This window comes from Acidovorax sp. FG60 (assembly GCF_057808995.1).
Map to the genome: position 1 here is coordinate 1 of NZ_JBMDJC010000006.1, position 19,084 is coordinate 19,084.

At 66.7% G+C, this 19,084-nt stretch carries 17 protein-coding genes; 10 read left to right on the plus strand and 7 right to left on the minus strand.

Features of this window, described 5'->3' with window-relative positions:
• The 8 genes from ACODS0_RS10475 to ACODS0_RS10510 all read left to right on the plus strand — a co-directional run.
• Positions 1-472 (plus strand): hypothetical protein (locus tag ACODS0_RS10475; protein WP_488834764.1); only part of this gene is annotated, 472 nt, incomplete at its 5' end.
• Positions 473-476: 4 nt separating this feature from the next.
• On the plus strand, positions 477-1,535 hold the full coding sequence (gene rtcA / locus ACODS0_RS10480) for an RNA 3'-terminal phosphate cyclase (protein ID WP_488834765.1): 1,059 nt from the start codon (positions 477-479) through the stop codon (positions 1,533-1,535).
• Positions 1,536-1,767: 232 nt separating this feature from the next.
• Entirely contained in the window at positions 1,768-2,685 is a 918-nt protein-coding gene (gene cysK / locus ACODS0_RS10485; RefSeq protein ID WP_488834767.1) for a cysteine synthase A, read from the plus strand.
• Between the two features lie 218 nt (positions 2,686-2,903).
• A complete protein-coding gene (locus ACODS0_RS10490; RefSeq protein WP_121422291.1) occupies positions 2,904-3,677 on the plus strand; it encodes an endonuclease/exonuclease/phosphatase family protein in 774 nt (257 codons plus the stop codon).
• Positions 3,674-4,912 carry a cardiolipin synthase ClsB gene (clsB, locus tag ACODS0_RS10495; protein ID WP_121507564.1) on the plus strand — a complete coding sequence of 413 codons (1,239 nt, stop codon included), beginning with the start codon at positions 3,674-3,676 and terminating at the stop codon, positions 4,910-4,912. Before ACODS0_RS10490 ends, clsB begins: the two co-directional genes overlap by 4 nt.
• A gap of 21 nt (positions 4,913-4,933) precedes the next feature.
• Positions 4,934-6,013, plus strand: coding sequence for a lysylphosphatidylglycerol synthase transmembrane domain-containing protein (locus tag ACODS0_RS10500; RefSeq protein ID WP_488834771.1), 1,080 nt, complete (start codon positions 4,934-4,936; stop codon positions 6,011-6,013).
• A gap of 177 nt (positions 6,014-6,190) precedes the next feature.
• On the plus strand, positions 6,191-7,909 hold the full coding sequence (locus tag ACODS0_RS10505; RefSeq protein ID WP_488834772.1) for an NAD(P)/FAD-dependent oxidoreductase: 1,719 nt from the start codon (positions 6,191-6,193) through the stop codon (positions 7,907-7,909).
• On the plus strand, positions 7,909-8,448 hold the full coding sequence (locus ACODS0_RS10510) for a VUT family protein (RefSeq protein ID WP_488834774.1): 540 nt from the start codon (positions 7,909-7,911) through the stop codon (positions 8,446-8,448). Before ACODS0_RS10505 ends, ACODS0_RS10510 begins: the two co-directional genes overlap by 1 nt.
• Before the next feature lie 30 nt (positions 8,449-8,478).
• Here the strand turns inward: ACODS0_RS10510 and ACODS0_RS10515 are convergent, their stop codons facing one another.
• Entirely contained in the window at positions 8,479-9,822 is a 1,344-nt protein-coding gene (locus ACODS0_RS10515; protein ID WP_488834776.1) for an amidohydrolase, read from the minus strand.
• Between the two features lie 126 nt (positions 9,823-9,948).
• On the opposite strand from ACODS0_RS10515, the gene ACODS0_RS10520 reads away from it, so the two are divergent.
• Positions 9,949-11,028: a GlxA family transcriptional regulator gene (locus ACODS0_RS10520; protein WP_488834779.1), complete on the plus strand. Its 1,080-nt coding sequence runs from the start codon at positions 9,949-9,951 to the stop codon at positions 11,026-11,028.
• 38 nt (positions 11,029-11,066) lie between these two features.
• On the opposite strand, the gene ACODS0_RS10525 is transcribed toward ACODS0_RS10520, so the two are convergent.
• The 6 genes from ACODS0_RS10525 to ACODS0_RS10550 form a co-directional block, all read right to left on the minus strand.
• The gene (locus ACODS0_RS10525) at positions 11,067-12,635 is read right to left on the minus strand and encodes a methyl-accepting chemotaxis protein (RefSeq protein ID WP_121422284.1); all 1,569 of its coding nucleotides are present in this window, start codon (positions 12,633-12,635) and stop codon (positions 11,067-11,069) included.
• A gap of 194 nt (positions 12,636-12,829) precedes the next feature.
• The gene (htpX, locus tag ACODS0_RS10530; RefSeq protein WP_010462430.1) at positions 12,830-13,711 is read right to left on the minus strand and encodes a protease HtpX; all 882 of its coding nucleotides are present in this window, start codon (positions 13,709-13,711) and stop codon (positions 12,830-12,832) included.
• A 195-nt stretch (positions 13,712-13,906) separates the two neighbouring features.
• Entirely contained in the window at positions 13,907-14,677 is a 771-nt protein-coding gene (locus ACODS0_RS10535) for a DUF3025 domain-containing protein (protein WP_488834783.1), read from the minus strand.
• Positions 14,662-15,729 carry a dihydroorotase gene (gene pyrC / locus ACODS0_RS10540; RefSeq protein WP_488834785.1) on the minus strand — a complete coding sequence of 356 codons (1,068 nt, stop codon included), beginning with the start codon at positions 15,727-15,729 and terminating at the stop codon, positions 14,662-14,664. Before pyrC ends, ACODS0_RS10535 begins: the two co-directional genes overlap by 16 nt.
• Positions 15,730-15,827: 98 nt before the next feature.
• On the minus strand, positions 15,828-16,817 hold the full coding sequence (locus ACODS0_RS10545) for a Bug family tripartite tricarboxylate transporter substrate binding protein (protein WP_055400813.1): 990 nt from the start codon (positions 16,815-16,817) through the stop codon (positions 15,828-15,830).
• A 46-nt stretch (positions 16,818-16,863) separates the two neighbouring features.
• On the minus strand, positions 16,864-18,045 hold the full coding sequence (locus ACODS0_RS10550; protein ID WP_488834789.1) for a M20 family metallopeptidase: 1,182 nt from the start codon (positions 18,043-18,045) through the stop codon (positions 16,864-16,866).
• Between the two features lie 99 nt (positions 18,046-18,144).
• Between ACODS0_RS10550 and ACODS0_RS10555 the strand changes: the two genes are divergently transcribed.
• Positions 18,145-19,065, plus strand: coding sequence for a MurR/RpiR family transcriptional regulator (locus ACODS0_RS10555; RefSeq protein WP_488834791.1), 921 nt, complete (start codon positions 18,145-18,147; stop codon positions 19,063-19,065).
• Positions 19,066-19,084 lie beyond the last annotated feature (19 nt).

Genomic DNA, 19,084 nt, shown 5'->3' on the forward strand with positions numbered 1-19,084 from the left:
TCATAGCTCAATCCTCTCAGAGAAAAGAGCCTCCTCAAAACCCGGGGCGGTTCATGATGAGCAACGAGCTGACGAGACACTAAACCGTGAGTACCCGGAGGTGCGTTTGAACTACTTTATGGAGCTTTACGCAGACGTTAAGAGAACTGCAAAGGCAAACCACGATGAAAGCCTTACCGTAGTCTTGACCGAGGAAGTAGATCATTGGATAGGTGCGTTGAATCAGCTGCGAAATAGCTTTATCCACTTTCAAGCAAATCATCACTTGGTCTCCAAGGAGCACGTTATTTGCGTGGTCCAGAGTGCAGCAACTACAGTCAAAGCGCTGAGTGACAGTCAGTCTTTCCCATGGTGGTGGAGCGACGAGGCAGAGCACTCTCGGTCCTTGCTGAAAGAGCATCTCCAAAAGCTCGATAGCGCTCTTTCAAATCTTGCCGCGGCCGAAGCTCATACCAAGTCCTCTGGACACTAGGTACATGGACAAATTTATTTTGAGTCTAGACGGCTCCACCGGCGAGGGCGGCGGCCAGATCCTTCGCACCGGCCTGGCCCTTTCCACGGTCACTGGCCGACCGCTGCACATCACACGCATCCGTGCGGGGCGACCCAAGCCGGGGCTGATGCGCCAGCACCTGGCCTCCGTGCAGGCGGCCATGGCCGTGTGCGGTGGGCAGGCCGACGGGGCCGAGCTGGGGTCGCAAACGCTGTTGTTCACGCCCAGCGCCGTGCGCGCAGGCGACTACCGCTTTCAGATCGCGACGGCGGGCAGTTGCCTGCTGGTGCTGCAGACGGTGTTGCCCGCGTTGATGCTGGCCGATGGAGAAAGCCGCGTGCAACTCTCGGGCGGCACGCACAACCCGATGGCGCCGCCGTTTGATTTTCTGGAGCGGGCGTTTGCACCGCTGGTGCGACGGCTGGGCGTGGGCCTGGATCTGCAACTGCAGCGGCGCGGCTTCTACCCCGCCGGGGGTGGCGAGCTGCTGGCGCACATCACGCCCGCAGCGCTGCCGTTGACGCCCGTGGATGTGCTGGAGCGCGGCCCGCTGCAAGACGCCTGGGGCGAGGCACTGGTGCCGGGCCTGGCGCGCAACATTGCCACGCGGGAGCTGGACGCGCTGGGCCAGCGCATGGGCTGGACCTTTGAATCCGGCCGACTGCGCCAGCCCCCTACGCGTCAGAACGAAGGCCCGGGCAACGCGTTGATCGCCACGCTGGAGTACGAGCACATCACCGAGGTGTTCTGCCAGCTGGGCGAGCGCAGCCTGTCGGCCGAGCAGGTAGCCAAGCGGCTGGTGGATGAAGTGCGCGCCTACCAGCGCAGCGCGGGTACCTTGGGTCCGCACCTGGCCGATCAGTGGATGCTGCCGCTGGCCCTGGCGGTGTGGCGCAGCGGGCAGGCCGCGCGCTACACCTGCACGGAGGTGACGCAGCACACGGCCACCAACGCGCAGACGATTGCACTGGGTTTGCCGGTGCGGGTGCAGATCACGCCAGTGGACAAAGCCATGCTGGTGGAGATCAGCCCGCAGCTGTAAGCCGGGTTGCAGAGACTGGGGTGGATGCCTTGGCTATATCCATATCACCAAGGCTGTAGAACAACTGGTTCAGAATGCGCGTGGTGCCGCAATGCCAGCCCGGGAACTCGTTCGCTTGAGTTTGTGGAAGAGTTCGCCATCGCGCCCCGCTTCGACAGACTCAGCCCGAACGGATTTGTTCTGAAGGGCTGGATTGGATCAACCCCCTTCTTTGCCACTCACAGGAGACGCCATGAAAGTTGACAACATTCTGCAAACCATCGGCAACACGCCCCACGTGCGCATCAACCGCCTGTTTGGCCCGGCGGCCAACGTGTGGGTGAAGTCCGAGCGCAGCAACCCTGGCGGCTCCATCAAGGACCGCATCGCACTGTCGATGGTGGAAGACGCTGAAAAGTCCGGCGCACTCAAGCCCGGCGGCACCATCATCGAGCCCACCAGCGGCAACACCGGCATCGGCCTGGCTCTGGTGGCCGCCGTCAAGGGCTACAAGCTGATTCTGGTGATGCCCGACAGCATGAGCATCGAGCGCCGCCGCCTAATGCTCGCCTATGGCGCGCAGTTTGACCTGACCCCGCGGGAGAAGGGCATGAAGGGCGCGATTGCCCGCGCACAAGAACTGCAGGCGCAGACACCCGGCGCGTGGGTTCCCCAGCAGTTCGAGAACCCCGCCAACATCGATGTGCATGTGCGCACCACGGCGCAGGAGATCCTGGCGGACTTCCCCGATGGCATCGATGTGCTGATCACCGGCGTGGGCACAGGCGGCCACATCACCGGCGTGGCGCGGGTGCTCAAAGCCAAGTTCCCCAACCTGAAGGTGTTTGCGGTGGAGCCCACGGCGTCGCCGGTGATCTCGGGGGGCGCACCGTCGCCCCACCCCATCCAGGGCATTGGCGCGGGGTTCATTCCCAAGAACCTGGACACCAGCATGCTCGATGGTGTAATCCAGGTCGATGCCGAACCGGCCCGTGAATACGCACGCCGCTCTGCGCGCGAAGAGGGCATCCTGGTGGGTATTTCGTCGGGCGCCACGCTCGCCGCCATTGCGCAAAAGCTGCCCGAGCTGCCTGCGGGCGCCAAGGTGCTGGGCTTCAACTACGACACGGGCGAGCGTTACCTGTCGGTCGAAGGGTTCCTGCCGGCGTAAGCGCCGCTGCCGCCAGGGCAGCACTTTGCAGAACGAAATGGGGCTATCAGGCCCCATTTTTTTCGTCCCCAGCAGCACAAAACCACGGCCAGCCGTCCTACAGCGGCAAGGCAGTGCAGCCCAAACAATCAAGTCATCCCTCGGCCTGCCCCTGGTGGCCATTGCGCACACCGCGGCGGCTTCGCGGGGGCCCCACTCCAAAGATTGTTTGACTGCCCATGGCCACCACCGCCGCTACCGATCCCCAGCCCATCGCGTTCAAGGTGCTCACCGTGAACGTGCACAAGGGCTTTACCACCTTCAACCGGCGTTTCATGCTTCATGAGCTGCGGGATGCCGTGCGGGATGTGGCAGCCGATTTGGTGTTTCTGCAGGAGGTGCTGGGCACGCACCACCGCCATGCCAGCCGGTTCTCCAACTTTCCGCAAGTGCCGCACTACGAGTTTCTGGCGGACACCATCTGGTCGCAATACGCCTACGGGCGCAACGCGGTGTATGACAACGGCGACCACGGCAATGCGCTGTTGTCCAAGTTTCCGATCACGCACTACGAGAACCACGATATCTCCATCAGCGGGCCCGAGCGGCGCGGCATGCTGCATTGCGTGCTGCAGCCGCCGGGCCACCACCTGCCGGTGCATGCGGTCTGTGTGCACCTGGGCCTGCAGGAATCCCATCGACAGCGGCAGCTGCTGCGTGTGTGCGATCTGCTGCGCAGCTTCCCAGCCAACGAGCCCGTGGTGCTGGCGGGGGATTTCAACGACTGGCGCAACCGCGCGCACGACATCCTGCACCGCGAAGCGGGCCTGCAAGAGGTGTTTGTGCAGGCCTTTGGCCGTGCGGTGCGCACGTTTCCAGCCTCCATGCCGCTGCTGGCGCTGGACCGCATCTACGTGCGCAACGCCGCTGTACATGCGCCGCTGTCACTGCCCAAAAAACCCTGGGACAAGCTCTCGGACCATGCGCCTTTGGCGGCGGAGATCCTGCTATGAAGCGCCCTGCTTTCAGCCTGCCACGCTCATCCCGCTGGGTTCCGGGCAACCACTTCGAGTTGCTGGAAAACGGCGAGGAGTTCTTCCCGCGTGTGTTCAACGCCATTGCCCAGGCCCGGCGCGAGGTGATGCTGGAGACCTTCATCCTGTTCGAGGACAAGATCGGGCAGGAACTGCATGCAGCCCTGCTGGCCGCAGCGCAGCGCGGGGTAGAGGTGCACGTGCTGGTGGACGGGTTTGGCTCGCCCGATCTGTCGGACCAGTTTGTGGGCAGTCTGGTGGATGCGGGTGTGCGCTTTCGGATTTTTGACCCGGGCCGTCGCTTCCTCGGGCAGCGGCTGAACGTGCTGCGCCGCATGCACCGCAAGATCGTGGTGGTGGACGGCCAGCTGGGTTTCATCGGCGGCATCAACTATTCAGCCGACCACATGGCCGACTTCGGCCCCGAGGCCAAGCAGGACTACGCCGTGCAGGTGCGCGGCCCGGTTGTGGCGCAGATGCACCGCTTCACGCGCGAGGCGGTGCTGGACCGCAGCGCGCACCAACGCCCCCACGCCACAGACATTACCGGCCGCCCCCACGCAGGCACAGCCAACGCCATGTTTGTGACGCGCGACAACCAGCAGCACACCAACGACATCGAGCGCCAGTACCGCGTGGCCCTGCGCGCCGCGCGCAGCCGAGTGGTGATTGCCAATGCCTACTTCTTCCCGGGCTACCGCTTCATCCGCGAGATGCGGCGGGCCGCAAAGCGGGGCGTGGACGTGCGGCTGATCCTGCAAGGCCAGCCCGACATGCCAATCGTGAAGACGGCAGCCAGCCTGCTGTACGACCACCTGCAACGCGCGGGCGTGCGGGTGTACGAATACTGCGACCGCCCGCTGCACGGCAAGGTTGCGCTGGTGGATGAGGACTGGTCCACCGTGGGCTCCAGCAACCTCGACCCGTTGAGCCTGTCGCTGAACCTGGAGGCCAACGTGATCATCCAGGACCGCGACTTCAACGCCCACCTGCACCGCCGCCTGTCGCACCTGATGGACACCAGTTGCAAGCAGATCGAAGCTGCAGCGCCCAGCCATTGGAATGGACTGCGTCTGTTGCGCAGCTATGCGGTGTACCACCTGATGCGCTGGTTCCCGGCGTGGGCGGGCTGGCTGCCCCACCATGAGCCCACGATCACGCTGGCCAGCCCAGGTACGTCGTCGGCCGAGCCCGCCAGCAGCGCGGCCACCTGACGGCGCCCCGGAGCCCCCGCCATGGCCACCTCCACACTGCCCGCGGACACCCAGACGGGCACCGCCGACGCCATGGCATCACCTGCCCCCAGCAGCAGCACCAGTAGCAGCAGCCCACGCGGCTGGCGCCACTGGCCGGAGCAGGCCTGGTGGCCATGGGTCACCCGGGGGTTCGCTGCCGCTTTTTTTGCGGTGGTGGCCGGGCTGATCTTTCGGCAGGCGCGCACCGTGGACTGGCCCGCCGTGCTGCAGGCGCTGCGCGACCTGCCCACCACCGCACTGGCCGTGGGCGGTGCGCTGGCGCTGCTGAGCCACTTCACCTACGGCAGCTTTGACTGGGTGGGCCGCCATTGCAGCGGCCACCGGTTACCGCGCGCCACCACGCTGGCCATCGCCATGACGAGCTACCCGTTCACGCTCAACCTGGGCTCGCTGATTGGCGGCGTGGGCGTGCGCTACCGACTGTACGACCGGCGTGGCGTGGACCCCGGCACGATCGGTCAGGTGGTGGGCACCAGCATCGTAACGAACTGGGTGGGTTACCTGTTGCTGGCGGGCGTGCTGGCGTGGACGTGGCAGCCGCCTGCGGTGGCCGGGTGGGCTGTAGAGTCCTGGCAGTGGCGTCTTGGCGGCACCGTGCTGGGGTTCCTGCCTCTGGCTTATGTGGCGCTGTGTGGCCTGCGCAGTGGCCGCGCCCTCACGCTGAGAGGCCACGCGTTCCCGCTGCCCGGCTGGCCCGTGGCGCTGTGGCAAGTGGCCGTGTCGGCCGCCAACTGGATGTTGATGGGCGCCGCGCTGTGGACGGTGCTGCAACACCAGGTGAGCTACCCCGCCGCGCTGGCCACCGTGTTGCTGGGGGCGGTGGCCGGGCTGGTGCTGCGCGTGCCTGCGGGCCTGGGTGTGCTGGAGGCCGTCGGCGTGGCGCTGCTGGCCTCCCAGGCACTGGGGCAGGAAGAAGTGCTGGCGGCCCTGCTGGCCTACCGGGCGCTGTATTACTTTGGGCCACTGGTGCTGGCGGCCATAGCCTTTGGTGTGGCAGAGCTGCGCTGGCGCCAGCAGTCGGGCAGCGATGATGAAGTTCCAACAGCTCGAAAAATATGAGTCAAAAGTGCCTCTATCGCTTATCCATCAAGCGCTAGCAGCTATTGATTTGATAGCTTTTTAGGCACACGGCTCCACACCCCCTGCACGCCAGGGCTTCCGTGGGTGGCGAGCACCCCGTATCATCGCGGCCCCACGCCATTGCAACCCGCCCGATCGACACGGGCCCGCAAGAACATGATCCGACTCTCCGAAATCCGGCTGCCCTTCACCGTGGCCGAAGCCCCCGAGGCGCCCCTGCGCGCCGCAGCCACCCAAATCCTGGGCCTGGCGGACACCGACATCGCCCACCTGCACGTCTTCAAGCGCAGCTTTGATGCGCGCAAGGCCGACCTGCTGGCGGTCTACATCGTGGACATCACCCTCGCGCAGCCCGCGCGCGAAGCCGCCCTCCTGGCCCAGTTTGCGGGCAACCCGCACATCCAGCCCACGCCCGACATGGCCTGGCACCCTGTGGGCCAGGCCCCGGCAGACCTGCCCCTGCGCCCCGTGGTGGTGGGCTTTGGCCCCTGCGGCATCTTTGCGGCCCTGGTGCTGGCGCAGATGGGCTTCAAGCCCATCGTGCTGGAGCGCGGCAAGACCGTGCGCGAGCGCACCAAAGACACCTGGGGCCTGTGGCGCAAGCGCGAGCTGCATGCCGAAAGCAACGTGCAATTTGGCGAAGGCGGCGCCGGCACTTTCAGCGACGGCAAGCTCTACAGCCAGATCAAGGACCCGCGCCACCTGGGCCGCAAAGTGATGAACGAGTTCGTCAAAGCCGGTGCGCCCGAAGAGATTTTGTACGTCGCCCACCCGCACATCGGCACCTTCAAGCTGGTGAAGGTGGTGGAGAACCTGCGCGAGCAGATCATTGCGCTGGGCGGCGAGATCCGCTTTGAGCAGCGCGTGACGGACGTGATCATCGAAGGCACCGGTGAAGCCCGCCACCTGCGCGGCCTGAAGGTGCTGAACCAGGCCACGGGCGAGACCACCGAGCTGCGTGCCGACCACGTGGTGATGGCGCTGGGCCACAGCTCGCGCGACACGTTTGCCATGCTGTATGAGCGCGGCGTGGCCATGGAGGCCAAGCCCTTTTCCATCGGCTTTCGCATCGAGCACCCGCAGGGCGTGATCGACCGCGCCCGCTGGGGCCGCCACGCGGGCCACCCGCTGCTGGGCGCGGCCGACTATAAGCTGGTGCACCATGCCGCCAATGGCCGCGCGGTCTACAGCTTCTGCATGTGCCCCGGCGGCACGGTGGTGGCCGCCACCAGCGAGCCCAACCGCGTGGTCACCAACGGCATGAGCCAGTATTCGCGCAACGAGCGCAATGCCAACGCGGGCATGGTGGTGGGCATCGACCCGCGCGACTACCCGCAGGATGCGCAGGCGTTTGAAACCCACCTGGGCCAGACCTATGGCGTGGAGGCCCTGCCCGCCGGGCAGTTCCACCCCCTGTCGGGCAGCGTGCTGCAGCGCCAGTTCGAATCCAACGCCTTTGTGCTGGGCGGGCGCGACTACAGCGCACCGGGCCAGCTGGTGGGCGAGTTCATCGCAGGCAAACCGTCCACACAGCTGGGCAGCGTGGAGCCTTCGTACAAGCCCGGCGTGGCCTTGGGCGACCTGCACGCCGCCCTGCCCGGCTACGCCATCGCGGCGCTGCGCGAGGCGCTGCCCGTGTTCGGCCGCAAGATCAAGGGCTTTGACATGCACGACGCGGTGCTGACGGGCGTGGAGACGCGCACCTCATCGCCCCTGAAGATCGGGCGTGGCGAGAACCTGCAAAGCCTGAACACGCCGGGCCTGTACCCGGCGGGCGAAGGCGCCAGCTACGCGGGCGGCATTCTGTCGGCGGGCGTGGATGGCATCAAGGTGGGTGAGGCGGTGGCGCGCAGCCTGCTGGGCATTGCCGCGTGATGTGGTCCTCCAAACGGCCGTCATTCGCAGCGGCCACGCTGGTCATGGCCGCCGTGGTGCTGGCGTCCAACATCCTTGTGCAGTTCCCCATCAACAACTGGCTCACCTGGGGTGCCATCACTTACCCGGTGGCCTTTCTGGTGAGCGAGCTGGTCAACCGCGCCCACGGCCCGCAGCAGGCGCGGCGGGTGGCGTGGGTGGGGTTTGCGGTGGCGGTGGCCGCCTCGCTGGTGCTGGCGCCGGTGCGCATTGCCATCGCGTCGGGCTCGGCGTTTTTGCTCTCGCAGTGGCTGGACATCAGCGTGTTTGACCGTCTGCGCCATGGCACCTGGTGGCGCGCGCCCCTGGTAGCCACGCTGCTCGCAGCGGTGCTGGACACCGCCGTGTTCTGGAGCATTGCGTTTGGGGGCACCAGCGACCCGTGGATCACCTGGGCACTGGGTGACCTCGCGGTGAAGCTGGGGCTGGGCGTGGCGCTGCTGCTGCCGTTTCGCCTGCTCATCGGCAGCCGACTGGCTTCGCCCCGCCGCACGGCCTGAGCCGCGCGGCGCCCCTCTGCTTTTCGCTTCTTACTTGCGCTGCAGGAAGTCCACGGCCAGCGCGGCCAGGCTGCGTGCGCCGGTCGGCAGCTGGTCTTCGTCGATGTCGAACAGCGCGGAGTGGTTGGGTGGCGCCTTGGCAAATTCCTTGCCCTTGGGCGGTGCGCCCAGGAAGTAGAAGAAGCCGGGCACGACCTTCTGGAACTCCGAGAAGTCCTCCGAGCCCGCCACCTTGGGGATCACCATGGTCTTGCCGCCCATGGCCAGGTTCAGTGCGGGCAGCGACGCCTGCGTGAGTTGCGCAGGGTTGGTGGTCACGGGGTAGGCCACGGGGCCAAAACGCACGCTGGCCTTGGCGCCGCTGGCGGCAGCGATTGACTCGGCCGTGGTGGTGATGCGCTTGAGTGCTTCCTGGCGCATGTCTTCGTCAAACGTGCGCAGCGTGCCCATCATCTCCACCTTGTCGGGGATGATGTTGTAGCGGGTACCGCCCTGGATCTGGCCGATGGTGACCACGGCCGGTTCCTGGCTGATGTTGAGCTGGCGGCTCACCACGGTCTGCAGGCCCATCACCACCTGGCTGGCGGCCACGATGGGGTCGATGGTGGCCCAGGGCGACGAGCCATGGCCGCCCCGCCCTTCCACATGGATGGTGATGTTGTCCGACCCGGCCATCAGCGGGCCGCTGCGGTAGCCCACCACGCCGCCCGGCAGGTTGGAGGTGATGTGCAGGCCGTAGATGGCCTGCACGTCCTTGAGCGCACCTGCTTCGATCATGGCCTTGGCGCCGAAGCTGGGCACCTTGCCGTTGGCATCGGCCTCCACGGGCGCGCCCTCTTCTGCGGGCTGGAAGATGAACTTCACCGTGCCGGGCAGCTGGGCCTTCATGCCGGCCAGCACTTCGGCCGCGCCCATCAGCATGGCGGTGTGGGCGTCGTGGCCGCAGGCGTGCATCACGGGCACTTCCTTGCCGAGGTAGGTGGCCTTGGCTTTGCTCGCAAAGGGCAGGCCGGTGTTCTCCAGCACAGGCAGCGCGTCCATGTCAGCGCGCAGGGCCACCACCTTGCCGGGCAGGCCGCCCTTGAGCGTGCCCACAACGCCCGTGCCGCCCACGCCGGTCTGCACTTCCATGCCCAGCTTCTTGAGGTGCTCGGCCACGAGCTTGGCGGTGCGCACTTCCTGGCCTGAGAGTTCGGGGTGGGCATGGATGTCGCGGCGCCAGCTGACCATCTTGGGCGCCACGGCGCTCACCGCGGCGTCGATGGTCTGCAGGCCCGCGGCATCCAGCGCCTGGGCCTGGGCCGAAGAGACAAAAGTCAGCCCGCTGGCGACGAGGCTGGCGACAATCGCGATGGCAGAGAGGGGTTTGTGCATGGGCAGATCCGTAGGGAGTGAACAGCCACGAGGGCCTGGGTGGGGAAGCGAAAAGCACGTTCATGCTAAAAGCGCACGCTGCCTTCATGACAAGCGAAAATCGCCATACACAGAGCCAATATCGCCATGCCACCGTCACCTTCGTCCTTGCCTTCGGCGCCGCCCAAGCCCCCGGTGTTCCGCGTGGACATCCCGCTGCTGCCCGAATCGGCCGCAGGCAGTGCCCTGCAGCTCATCGACCTGCTGCGCGGCGCCAACCTGCTGGCCAGCCAGCGGCTGGGTGCACAAGCACCCCGCCTTGCCTGGCGCCTGCTGGACGCCGAGGGCCTGCCCCTGGCACCCTTGCCGAGCCCCCTGGCAGCCTACACATTGCCAGATGACAAGGATGCGGCACTGGCCCCCACCCGGGCGCTGTTCATCCCTTCGTTCCACGCGCCGGACATCCCGGCCATCCGTGCCGTGGCAGCCCGCCACCAGCCGCTGTCACGCCAGCTGGGCATTGCGCTGGACGCAGGGCAAAAGCTGCTCACCATGGGCAATGGCGCCTGGCTGGCGGCGCAAAGCGGGCGGCTGAATGGGCGCCAGGCCTGCCTGCCCTGGTTCTACATAGCGGGGTTTGAACGGGACTTCCCGGGCATCGGCCACAGCCTGGGCCAGGACCTGTCGGACGACGGCCCCTGGCTGAGCTGCGCACTGCCCAGCAACGTGAACCTGCTGGCCATTGCCCTGGTGCGCCAGGCGCTGGGGCCGGAGCTGGCCGCCGCCTGCGAGACCGTGATGACCCCCGACCACCAGCGCGCCCGCGCGGCGCTGCAGGCCAACGCACAACAGCACATCCCCGCCACGCGTGACAGCACCCTGGCCCGCGCCATCGCCTTCATGGAGGCGCACCTGGACCAGCCTTACTCGCTGGACCGGCTGGCCGAGGCCGCATCGGTGAGCACACGCACCCTGCTGCGGCATTTTCAGCAAGAGCTGTCGCAGTCGCCGCTGGACCACCTGCACGGCCTGCGCTGCGCGCGTGCCCGGGTGATGCTGGAGGTGACGCTGGAAAGCGTGCCCAGCATTGCCGTAGCCTGCGGCTACGCCGACCCGGCGGCGTTCCGGCGCATCTTTGTGCGCTACACCGGCATGGCCCCGGCCGAGTACCGCAAGCGCCATGCGCTGCGTGCGCCACGGCGGCGCTGGCGGGTGGAGGTGAAGTAGAGCGGTACGCTCCTGCTCTCCGCCCTGCCCTGCCCAGCTCAGCGCAGCGCGTTGCCAGCGGGCAGGCGGAAGGCCTCAACCAGCTCGGCCAACTGCTGCGCCTGCACGCGCAGGCCCTGGGCTGCGGCGGAGGATTCTTCCACCAGCGCGGCGTTCTGCTGCGTCATCTGGTCGAGCTGCGAGACGGCCTCGCCCACCTGGCTCAGGCCCGTGGTCTGCTCACGCGCCGCCGTGCTGATCTCGCCAATGATGGTGGCCACCTGCTGCACCGAGTTCACGATCTCGCCCATGGTGCCGCCCGCTGCATGGACCAGCTTGGTGCCCTCGTCCACCTGCCGCACGCTGTCGCTGATCAGGCCCCCGATCTCCTTGGCCGCCGTGGCCGAACGCTGGGCCAGGCTGCGCACCTCGCTGGCCACCACCGCAAAGCCCCGCCCCTGCTCACCGGCACGGGCCGCTTCCACGGCCGCGTTCAGCGCCAGGATATTGGTCTGGAACGCAATGCCATCGATCACGCTGGTGATGTCGGCAATGCGGCGCGACGACAGCGCGATGCCATCCATGGTGCCCACCACGCGGTCCACTGCCTCGCGCCCGCGCTGGGCAACGCTGCTGGCACCGGTGGCCAGGGTGCTGGCCTGCGCTGCGGCGTCGGCGCTGTGGCGCACGGTGGCCAGCAGTTCTTCCATGCTGGCGGCGATTTCTTCCAGATTGGAAGCTGTGTGCTCGGTGCGGGCCGACAGGTCGCTGTTGCCCGCCGCGATCTCGCTGCTGGCACCGGCCACCGAGGTGCTGGCCTGGCGCATGCCCACCACCAGTTCCGCCAGCCGCGCCTGCATACCCCCCAGGCGCGCCAGCAGGGCTTGCAGTTCGTCGCGGCTGCCCGCCTGCGGCGCGGGCACGGGAGAGGTGAGGTCGCCCTCGGCAATGCGGTCGGTCACCTCGGACGCATGGGCCAGCGGCTGCAGGATGGACCGCGACAGCAGCCAGGCGCAGGCAAGGCTCAGCAGAAGCCCCACCAGCGAGCCTGCGGCCAGCAGCGTGATGCCCTGGCTCTCGCTGCGGGCGGCAGCCTCGCGGGCCTCGGCCACACGCTGGCGCTGGTACTCGGCCAGCTTGTTCACCGAGGCGGCATAGGCATCGGCCGCAGGCCGCAGCTGGTTGGCAATGGCGTCGGGGGGCAGGGCCTCACCCGCCTTGCGGCGCTTGACCAGGTCGTCCCGCACCGTGCGAAAACCGTTGCCTGCCTTGTCGATGGCATCGAACAAGGCCTGGGATTCCGGGTCTGCCGCCAGCTCGTCCAGGCGCTTGCGCACTTCGGAAGAACGGGCCGACGTGGTTTTGCGGTCCGCGTCGATGCGCGCCGCGTAGGCGGGGTTGTCGATCTCCAGCAGTGTTTCGGCGCGTGCGGAGCTCAGCACCACGATGGCGTGCAGCTCACGCGCCAGCAGCGCGCGCTCGGACGATGCGCCGCCCAGGTCGTCGGCAATGTCCTGCAGCCCCGCCAGCCGCCAGATACCGACGGCGGCCGAGAGCGACATGACCAGACAGACAACGCCAAAGGCCAGGGCCAGGCGGACCGCAACACGTGCGTGGGAGATGGACATAAGGTGTTCTCGTGGGAATAAGGATCGGCAACCCGCTGCTGCCCGCACGGCATGCGGGATTGGGTTTCCACTGGTTATCGACAAAAGGTTACAAACCCTTGAGCCGCCCCACAAGGCCGACAACCCACCCAGAAACAAAAAGGCCGCCGCAGGGCAACCCCTGCAGCGGCCTTCAAGGGCCAGGTTGAACCGGATCAGCCCTGCTGCTGCGCGTTCTGCAGCGCAGCAATGCGCTCTTCGATGGGCGGGTGGGTGCTGAACAGCTTGCCAATGCCACCGGCAATGCCCATGGCGGCCATGCTCTTGGGCAGCTCGGCCGGGTGCATGCCACCCAAGCGGGCCAGGGCATTGATCATGGGCTGGCGGCGGCCCATCAGTTGCGCCGCGCCTGCATCGGCACGGAACTCGCGCTGGCGGCTGAACCAAGCCACGATCATCGCGGCCACAAAGCCCAGCAGGATGTCGAGCACGATGGTGGTCACGTAGTAGCCGATGCCGGGGCCCGAGCTGCTCTCGTCGTTCTTGCGCAGAAAGCTGTCGACCGCATAGCCGATCACCCGCGACAGGAACACCACAAAGGTGTTCATCACGCCCTGGATCAGCGTCATGGTGACCATGTCACCGTTGGCGATGTGGGCCACCTCGTGGCCGATCACGGCCTCGACCTCTTCGCGCGTCATGCCTTGCAGCAGGCCCGTGGACACCGCCACCAGAGCCGAGTTCTTGAACGCGCCCGTGGCAAACGCATTGGGGTCGCCTTCGAAGATGCCGACTTCAGGCATGCCGATCTTGGCTTCGGTGGCGAACTTGCGCACGGTCTCGACGATCCAGCGCTCGTCGGGCGAGCCGGAGCCGTCGATCACGCGCACGCCCGAGGTCCACTTGGCCATGGGCTTGCTGATGAGCAGCGAGATGATGGCGCCGCCAAAGCCCATGACGAGCGCAAAGCCCAGCAGCGCGCCCAGGTTGAGCCCGTTGGCCGTGAGGTAGCGGTTGACGCCCAGCAGGCTGGCCACCACCCCCAGCACGACAACGACGGCCAGGTTGGTCATCACAAACAAAAGGATCCGCTTCATGGAATGGTTTCTCCGTGGGGTAAACAACAACAAGTGTTTGCTGGCTCAGATGGGGGCCGGGTGCTGCGCTTCAAGCACCAAACACCCGCTGCTGGGGCCACTGCACGCCCCTGGCAGCCCCATGGCCGCGATTTCATCGCGCTATGGTAGGTGCAAACCCGCGCACAGGCCTTATCACACAAGCGTTGACGGGAATTAGCCCCCTGACACAGCCCGGGGCCGGCGGAACACCTGGGTGTCGGCATAAAAGTCCGGCGTAGCGTTGGCGGGCCACCAGCCGGGTACGCCCAGCACGGGCAGCGGGGTGAAGGGCTTGGCAGACCACGGCTGCGGCTGAATTTCCTGCGCCAGCCAAGCATCCAAAATTGCTATTGATTCAATAGCTACTGGCGCCTGATACACATGCGCCACCATGGGTTTTCGAGGGATAACCAGCTTTTCAAGCAGCGCGTGCCCGAACACCACCAGCCGGGCCTGCCCCCACAGCGGGCGCAGGTCGATGAACAGGCGCTGCCAGTCTCGCACCCTGAGCGCGGCCCACAGCACGGGCGGCGCTTGCAGTACGGCGCCGTTCTCGTCAAACACCGTGAGCGCATCGCGCAAGGGCCCGCGCACAGCCTGCACACCATCGGCGGCGATGGCCCGGGCCTGCAGCTCGTTCAGGCGCCGCTTGGTGTGCGGAAACTGTTGCCAGACCAGGCCGTTGAAGAAGTCGTGCAGGTTGTCGCGCGTGGGCACCCGGCGGGTGTCCCAGATGTACTGCTCGTAGGCCGTGCCTTCGGGCAGCTCGGACTGGGGCACAAAACCCACCGGCAACGCTGGCGGCGCTGCGGCCTGCAACGCCCGGTGCACTGCAGTATCGTGCTGCAGCTGCTGCGCCACGGGCTGGCCCTGATTGCGCCACGGCGCCAGCCAGGGGGCGCTCCAGTCGATGGCGTCGAAGGCTTCGCTTACACCAGCCGCCACGGCAGGGCTTCACCAGCGCGCAGGGGCTTGAGCTCAGCTTCGCCAAACGCAAAGCTATCGGGCGGTGTCCACGACTCGCGGCGCAGGGTGATGCTGCCGGTGTTGCGCGGCAGGCTGTAGAAGTCGGGGCCGTGGAAGCTGGCGAAACCTTCGAGCTTGTCGAGCGCACCGGCGTTGTCGAACGCCTCGGCATACATCTCAATGGCGGCGTGGGCGGTGTAGCAGCCTGCGCAGCCGCTGGCGTGTTCCTTGAGGTGCGCGGGGTGCGGTGCGCTGTCGGTGCCCAGGAAGAACTTGCTGCTGCCGCTGGTGGCGGCTTGCACCAGGGCCACGCGGTGGGTTTCGCGCTTGAGCACGGGCAGGCAGTAGTAGTGCGGGCGCACGCCGCCCAAAAAGATGGCGTTGCGGTTGTACAGCAGGTGGTGCGCGGTGATGGTGGCGGCCGTATAGCGGTCAGCCTGCATCACGTAGTCGGCCGCGTCCTTGGTGGTGATGTGCTCGAAGACGATTTTCAGCTCGGGGAAGTCGCGGCGCAGCGGGATGAGCTGCTGCTCGATGAACACGGCCTCGCGGTCGAACAGGTCGATGTCGCTGCTGGTCACCTCGCCGTGCACCAAGAGCAGCATGCCGGCCTTCTGCATGGCTTCGAGCGTTTTGTAGGTCTTGCGCAGGTCGGTCACGCCCGCGTCGCTGTTGGTGGTGGCACCGGCGGGGTAGAGCTTGCAGGCCACCACGCCTGCGGCCTTGGCACGCACGATTTCCTCGGGAGGGAGGTTGTCGGTCAGGTAGAGCGTCATCAGCGGCTCAAAGCTCATGCCTGCGGGCACGGCGGCCAGGATGCGCTGCTTGTAGGCCATGGCCTGCTCGGCCGTGGTGACCGGCGGGCGCAGGTTGGGCATGATGATCGCGCGACCGAACTGGGCGGCGGTGTGGGGCACGACGGTGTGCAGGGGCTCGCCGTCGCGCACGTGCAGGTGCCAGTCGTCGGGGCGGGTGATGGTGAGGGTGGTGGGCGCGGTGGGGGTGTGGAGTGCGGCTGTCATGGGCAGCATTGTCCCATCGGCTTATCAACTATTGTTTTGATAGCTGCTAGCGCTTATCCAATCAGCGCTAGCAGCCAAAAACACTTAAAGTTCAGAGCAACACCGCATTATTCGGCGGTGATGCCTGCCTTGCGCACCACGTCGCCAAACTTCACCAGGCGCTCTGCCATCATCTTTTCGAACGCGGCGGGTGGCATCTCTTCGGGCACGATCACGCCGCGCTCCTTGAGGTTCGTCACCATGGCGGGCGATGTGGCAACCTGGCGCACGGCTTTGTACAGCGTCTGCACCACCGCTTCAGGCGTGCCCGCGGGCGCGGCCAAGCCCGTCCATGAGGTGAGGTTCAGCTCGGGGTGACCGACCTCGGCCATGGTGGGCACATCGGGCAGCTGGGGCAGGCGCTGGTCGGCCGCTACGGCCAGGGCGCGCACCTTGCCCGCCTGGATGTGCGGCAGCATGATGACCAGGTTGTCGAGGATGAACTGCACCTCGTTGCCCAGCACGCCCGTGATCAGCGGCGTGCCACCCCGGTAAGGAATGTGCGTGGTGAACACGCCCGTGGAGACCTTGAGCATTTCCACGTTGAGTTGGCCCATGCTGCCCACTCCACCGCTGCCATAGTTGAGCTTGCCGGGGTTCTTCTTGGCGTAGTCGATGAACTCCTTGAAGGTCTTGAAAGGCAGGCTGCTGTGCACCACCAGGGCGTTGGGCTGGCGGCCCAGGATGGCGATGTTTTCAAAATCCTTGACCGGGTCGTAGCCAATCTTGGGCTGGGTGAGCGGGTTGGCCAGGTGGCTGCTTTGCGACGACACCACCAGGGTGTAGCCGTCGGCCTTGGAGCGCGCCACATACTGCGCGCCCACCGAGCCCCCCGCGCCGGCGCGGTTTTCCACCACGATGGGCACGCCCAGCACGCGCGACAGCGGCTCGGAATACTGGCGCGCCATGATGTCCACCGACCCACCGGGCGGGAACGGCACCACCAGCGTGATCGGGCGCGAAGGGAACTTATCTTGTGCCATGGCGGGCAGCGCGGCCAGGCCGGCAAGGCCCAGTCCGGTGGTCAGAAGGTGGCGGCGGGAAGGTGTGGTGTTCATGGCGGTCAAAGAACTCAAGAAACAGGTTGAAAAGATACGGAAAGAATCAAGGGTGTGACAGCACGGCCAGCGCCACGGCCTGCGCGCGCGGCACAAAGGTGGACAGCTCGCAGTACTCGCGTTCGGTGTGTGCATGTCCGCCCACCGGGCCCGTGGCACACAGCGTGGGCACGCCCACCGATGCGGTCAGGCCGCTGTCGGCCGCGCCGCCGGTGAATTCGCCTTGCACCTCAAAGCCCAGCGCGCTTGCGCCTTGCTGGTACAGCGCCAGCAAGTCGTCCGGTGTGGGCTTCATGGGCATCGTGCGGCGCGTGGTGGTGATGCGGCCCTGGGTGCGGGGCACGGATTCTTCTTCGACGATGGCGCGCACGCGCTCCAGCAGCTCGTCGGGGTTGGTGTCGGCAGTAAAGCGCAGGTCCACCTCGGCGCGTGCGTGTGGGGCGACCATGTTGGGCACGATGCCGCCCTGCACCACGCCCACGTTGCAGGTGACGCCCGTGGCTGGGTCGGTCAGCGCATGCAGCGCCAAGGTCTTGCGGGCCAGGGCTTCGATGGCGCTGGCGCCAGCGGCGTGGTTGATGCCTGCATGCGCGGCCACGCCCTGAACCTCGAACTCCACCACCATCGAGCCCTTGCGGCTGGTGACCACGTTGCCGCTGACGCGGCCCGGCTCGGCGTTGAACACGGCACGCGCCCCCCGCACGCGCGCCATGATGAGGTCACGCGTGGCGGGCGAACCGATCTCTTCATCGCACGAGAAGAACAGGTGCAGCGGTGCCTGCAGGCCGCCGCAGCGAGCAAAGGCCTCGGCCACAAACACGTTGAGCACCAGGCCGGACTTCATATCGGCCACGCCGGGGCCGTAGGCGCGCCCCGCTTCTTCGCGGTAGGGGCGCTTGGCCACGGTGCCATCTGGAAACACCGTGTCCATGTGCCCCATGAGGATGATGGGTGCTCCACCGGCTGCAGCGCCCTCTGCCGGGTTGACCTGCACATGCAGCAGCACGCCATAGCCGGGCACGGGCTCGAACTGCACGGGCACACCAGCCGCCTGCAGGCGCTCGGCCAGGGCATGGGCCACGGCCGTCACGCCCGCCTCATTGCGGCTGCCGCTCTCGATATTGACCACTTTTTGCAACAGGTCTTGCATGGCCTGCTGCTGCCTGGCCAGCCAGTCCAGGACCTGCGCACGCACCGGCAGCAGACCTTCGTTCAGGGTATTGAGCATCGTTGTCCTTGGGCAAGCCCCAGGTAGGGGCAAAATTTGGGTCGCAGTGTTGCACGCGACCCGGGCTTCTGCAACGTATTTTGCACGAATGAGAATTTTATGAAATCATCATTGCACGAATCCAGCGCCTTGCTGACCGAGCGGCTGGCCCGCCAGGACGCCGACCTGACAGCTAGCGAACGGGCGCTGGCCGAGGCCCTGGGGCGCGACTACCCCCACGCCCTGCTGGAATCGGCCACCGCCCTCGCTGCGCGCACTGGCACCAGTGCATCGACCGTGGTGCGGCTGTTTGCCAAGCTGGGCTACGGCAGCTATGCCGAGGCCCAGCGCGAGGCGCGGGCCGAGGTCACCGCCCTGCTGCAAACGGCCGGGCAGCGCGCGCCGGTCACCATCGGCACCCGGCGCAGCCTGCAGCAGTGTGTGGACGATGCGCTGCTGCACGACCAGCACAACCTCACCACCACGCGCGACGGGCTGGACATGGCGGCCTTCGAGGCCATGGTGGCGCGCATTGCACAGGGCAAAGGACGCATCTTTGTGCTGGCGCAGATCAACAGCGCACCGGTGGCCGCCTGGCTGGCGCTGCACCTGAACATGTGCCGCCCCGGCGTGCACGAACTGGGGGCTGGCGCGGTGGACGCCACCGACCAGCTGCTGTGGATCCAGCCCGAGGACGCCTTGCTGGTCTTCAGCATCCGCCGCTACGCCAGCGGGCCGGTGAAAGTGGCGCAGCGCTTTCGCGACGCGGGGGCCCAGGTGCTGGCCATCACCGACAGCGCCGCAGCGCCCTTGGCCGCGCTGTCCCACCACCGGCTGCAGGTGCGCACGTCCAACGCATCGCCGTTCGACTCGTACACCGCCGCGTTCTTCCTGTGCAACGCGCTGGTGTCGGCCGTGGCCCAGCTGCGGCACAAGGCGGTGTCCGAGGCACTGAAGCGGCGCGATGATCTGTGGACGGATTTCGAGTCACAGCTCATCGTGGAAGGCCACCCGCCAGCCGGTCGGCGGGGCAAGCGTTAGCCTGCGCGCAGCAGTCGTT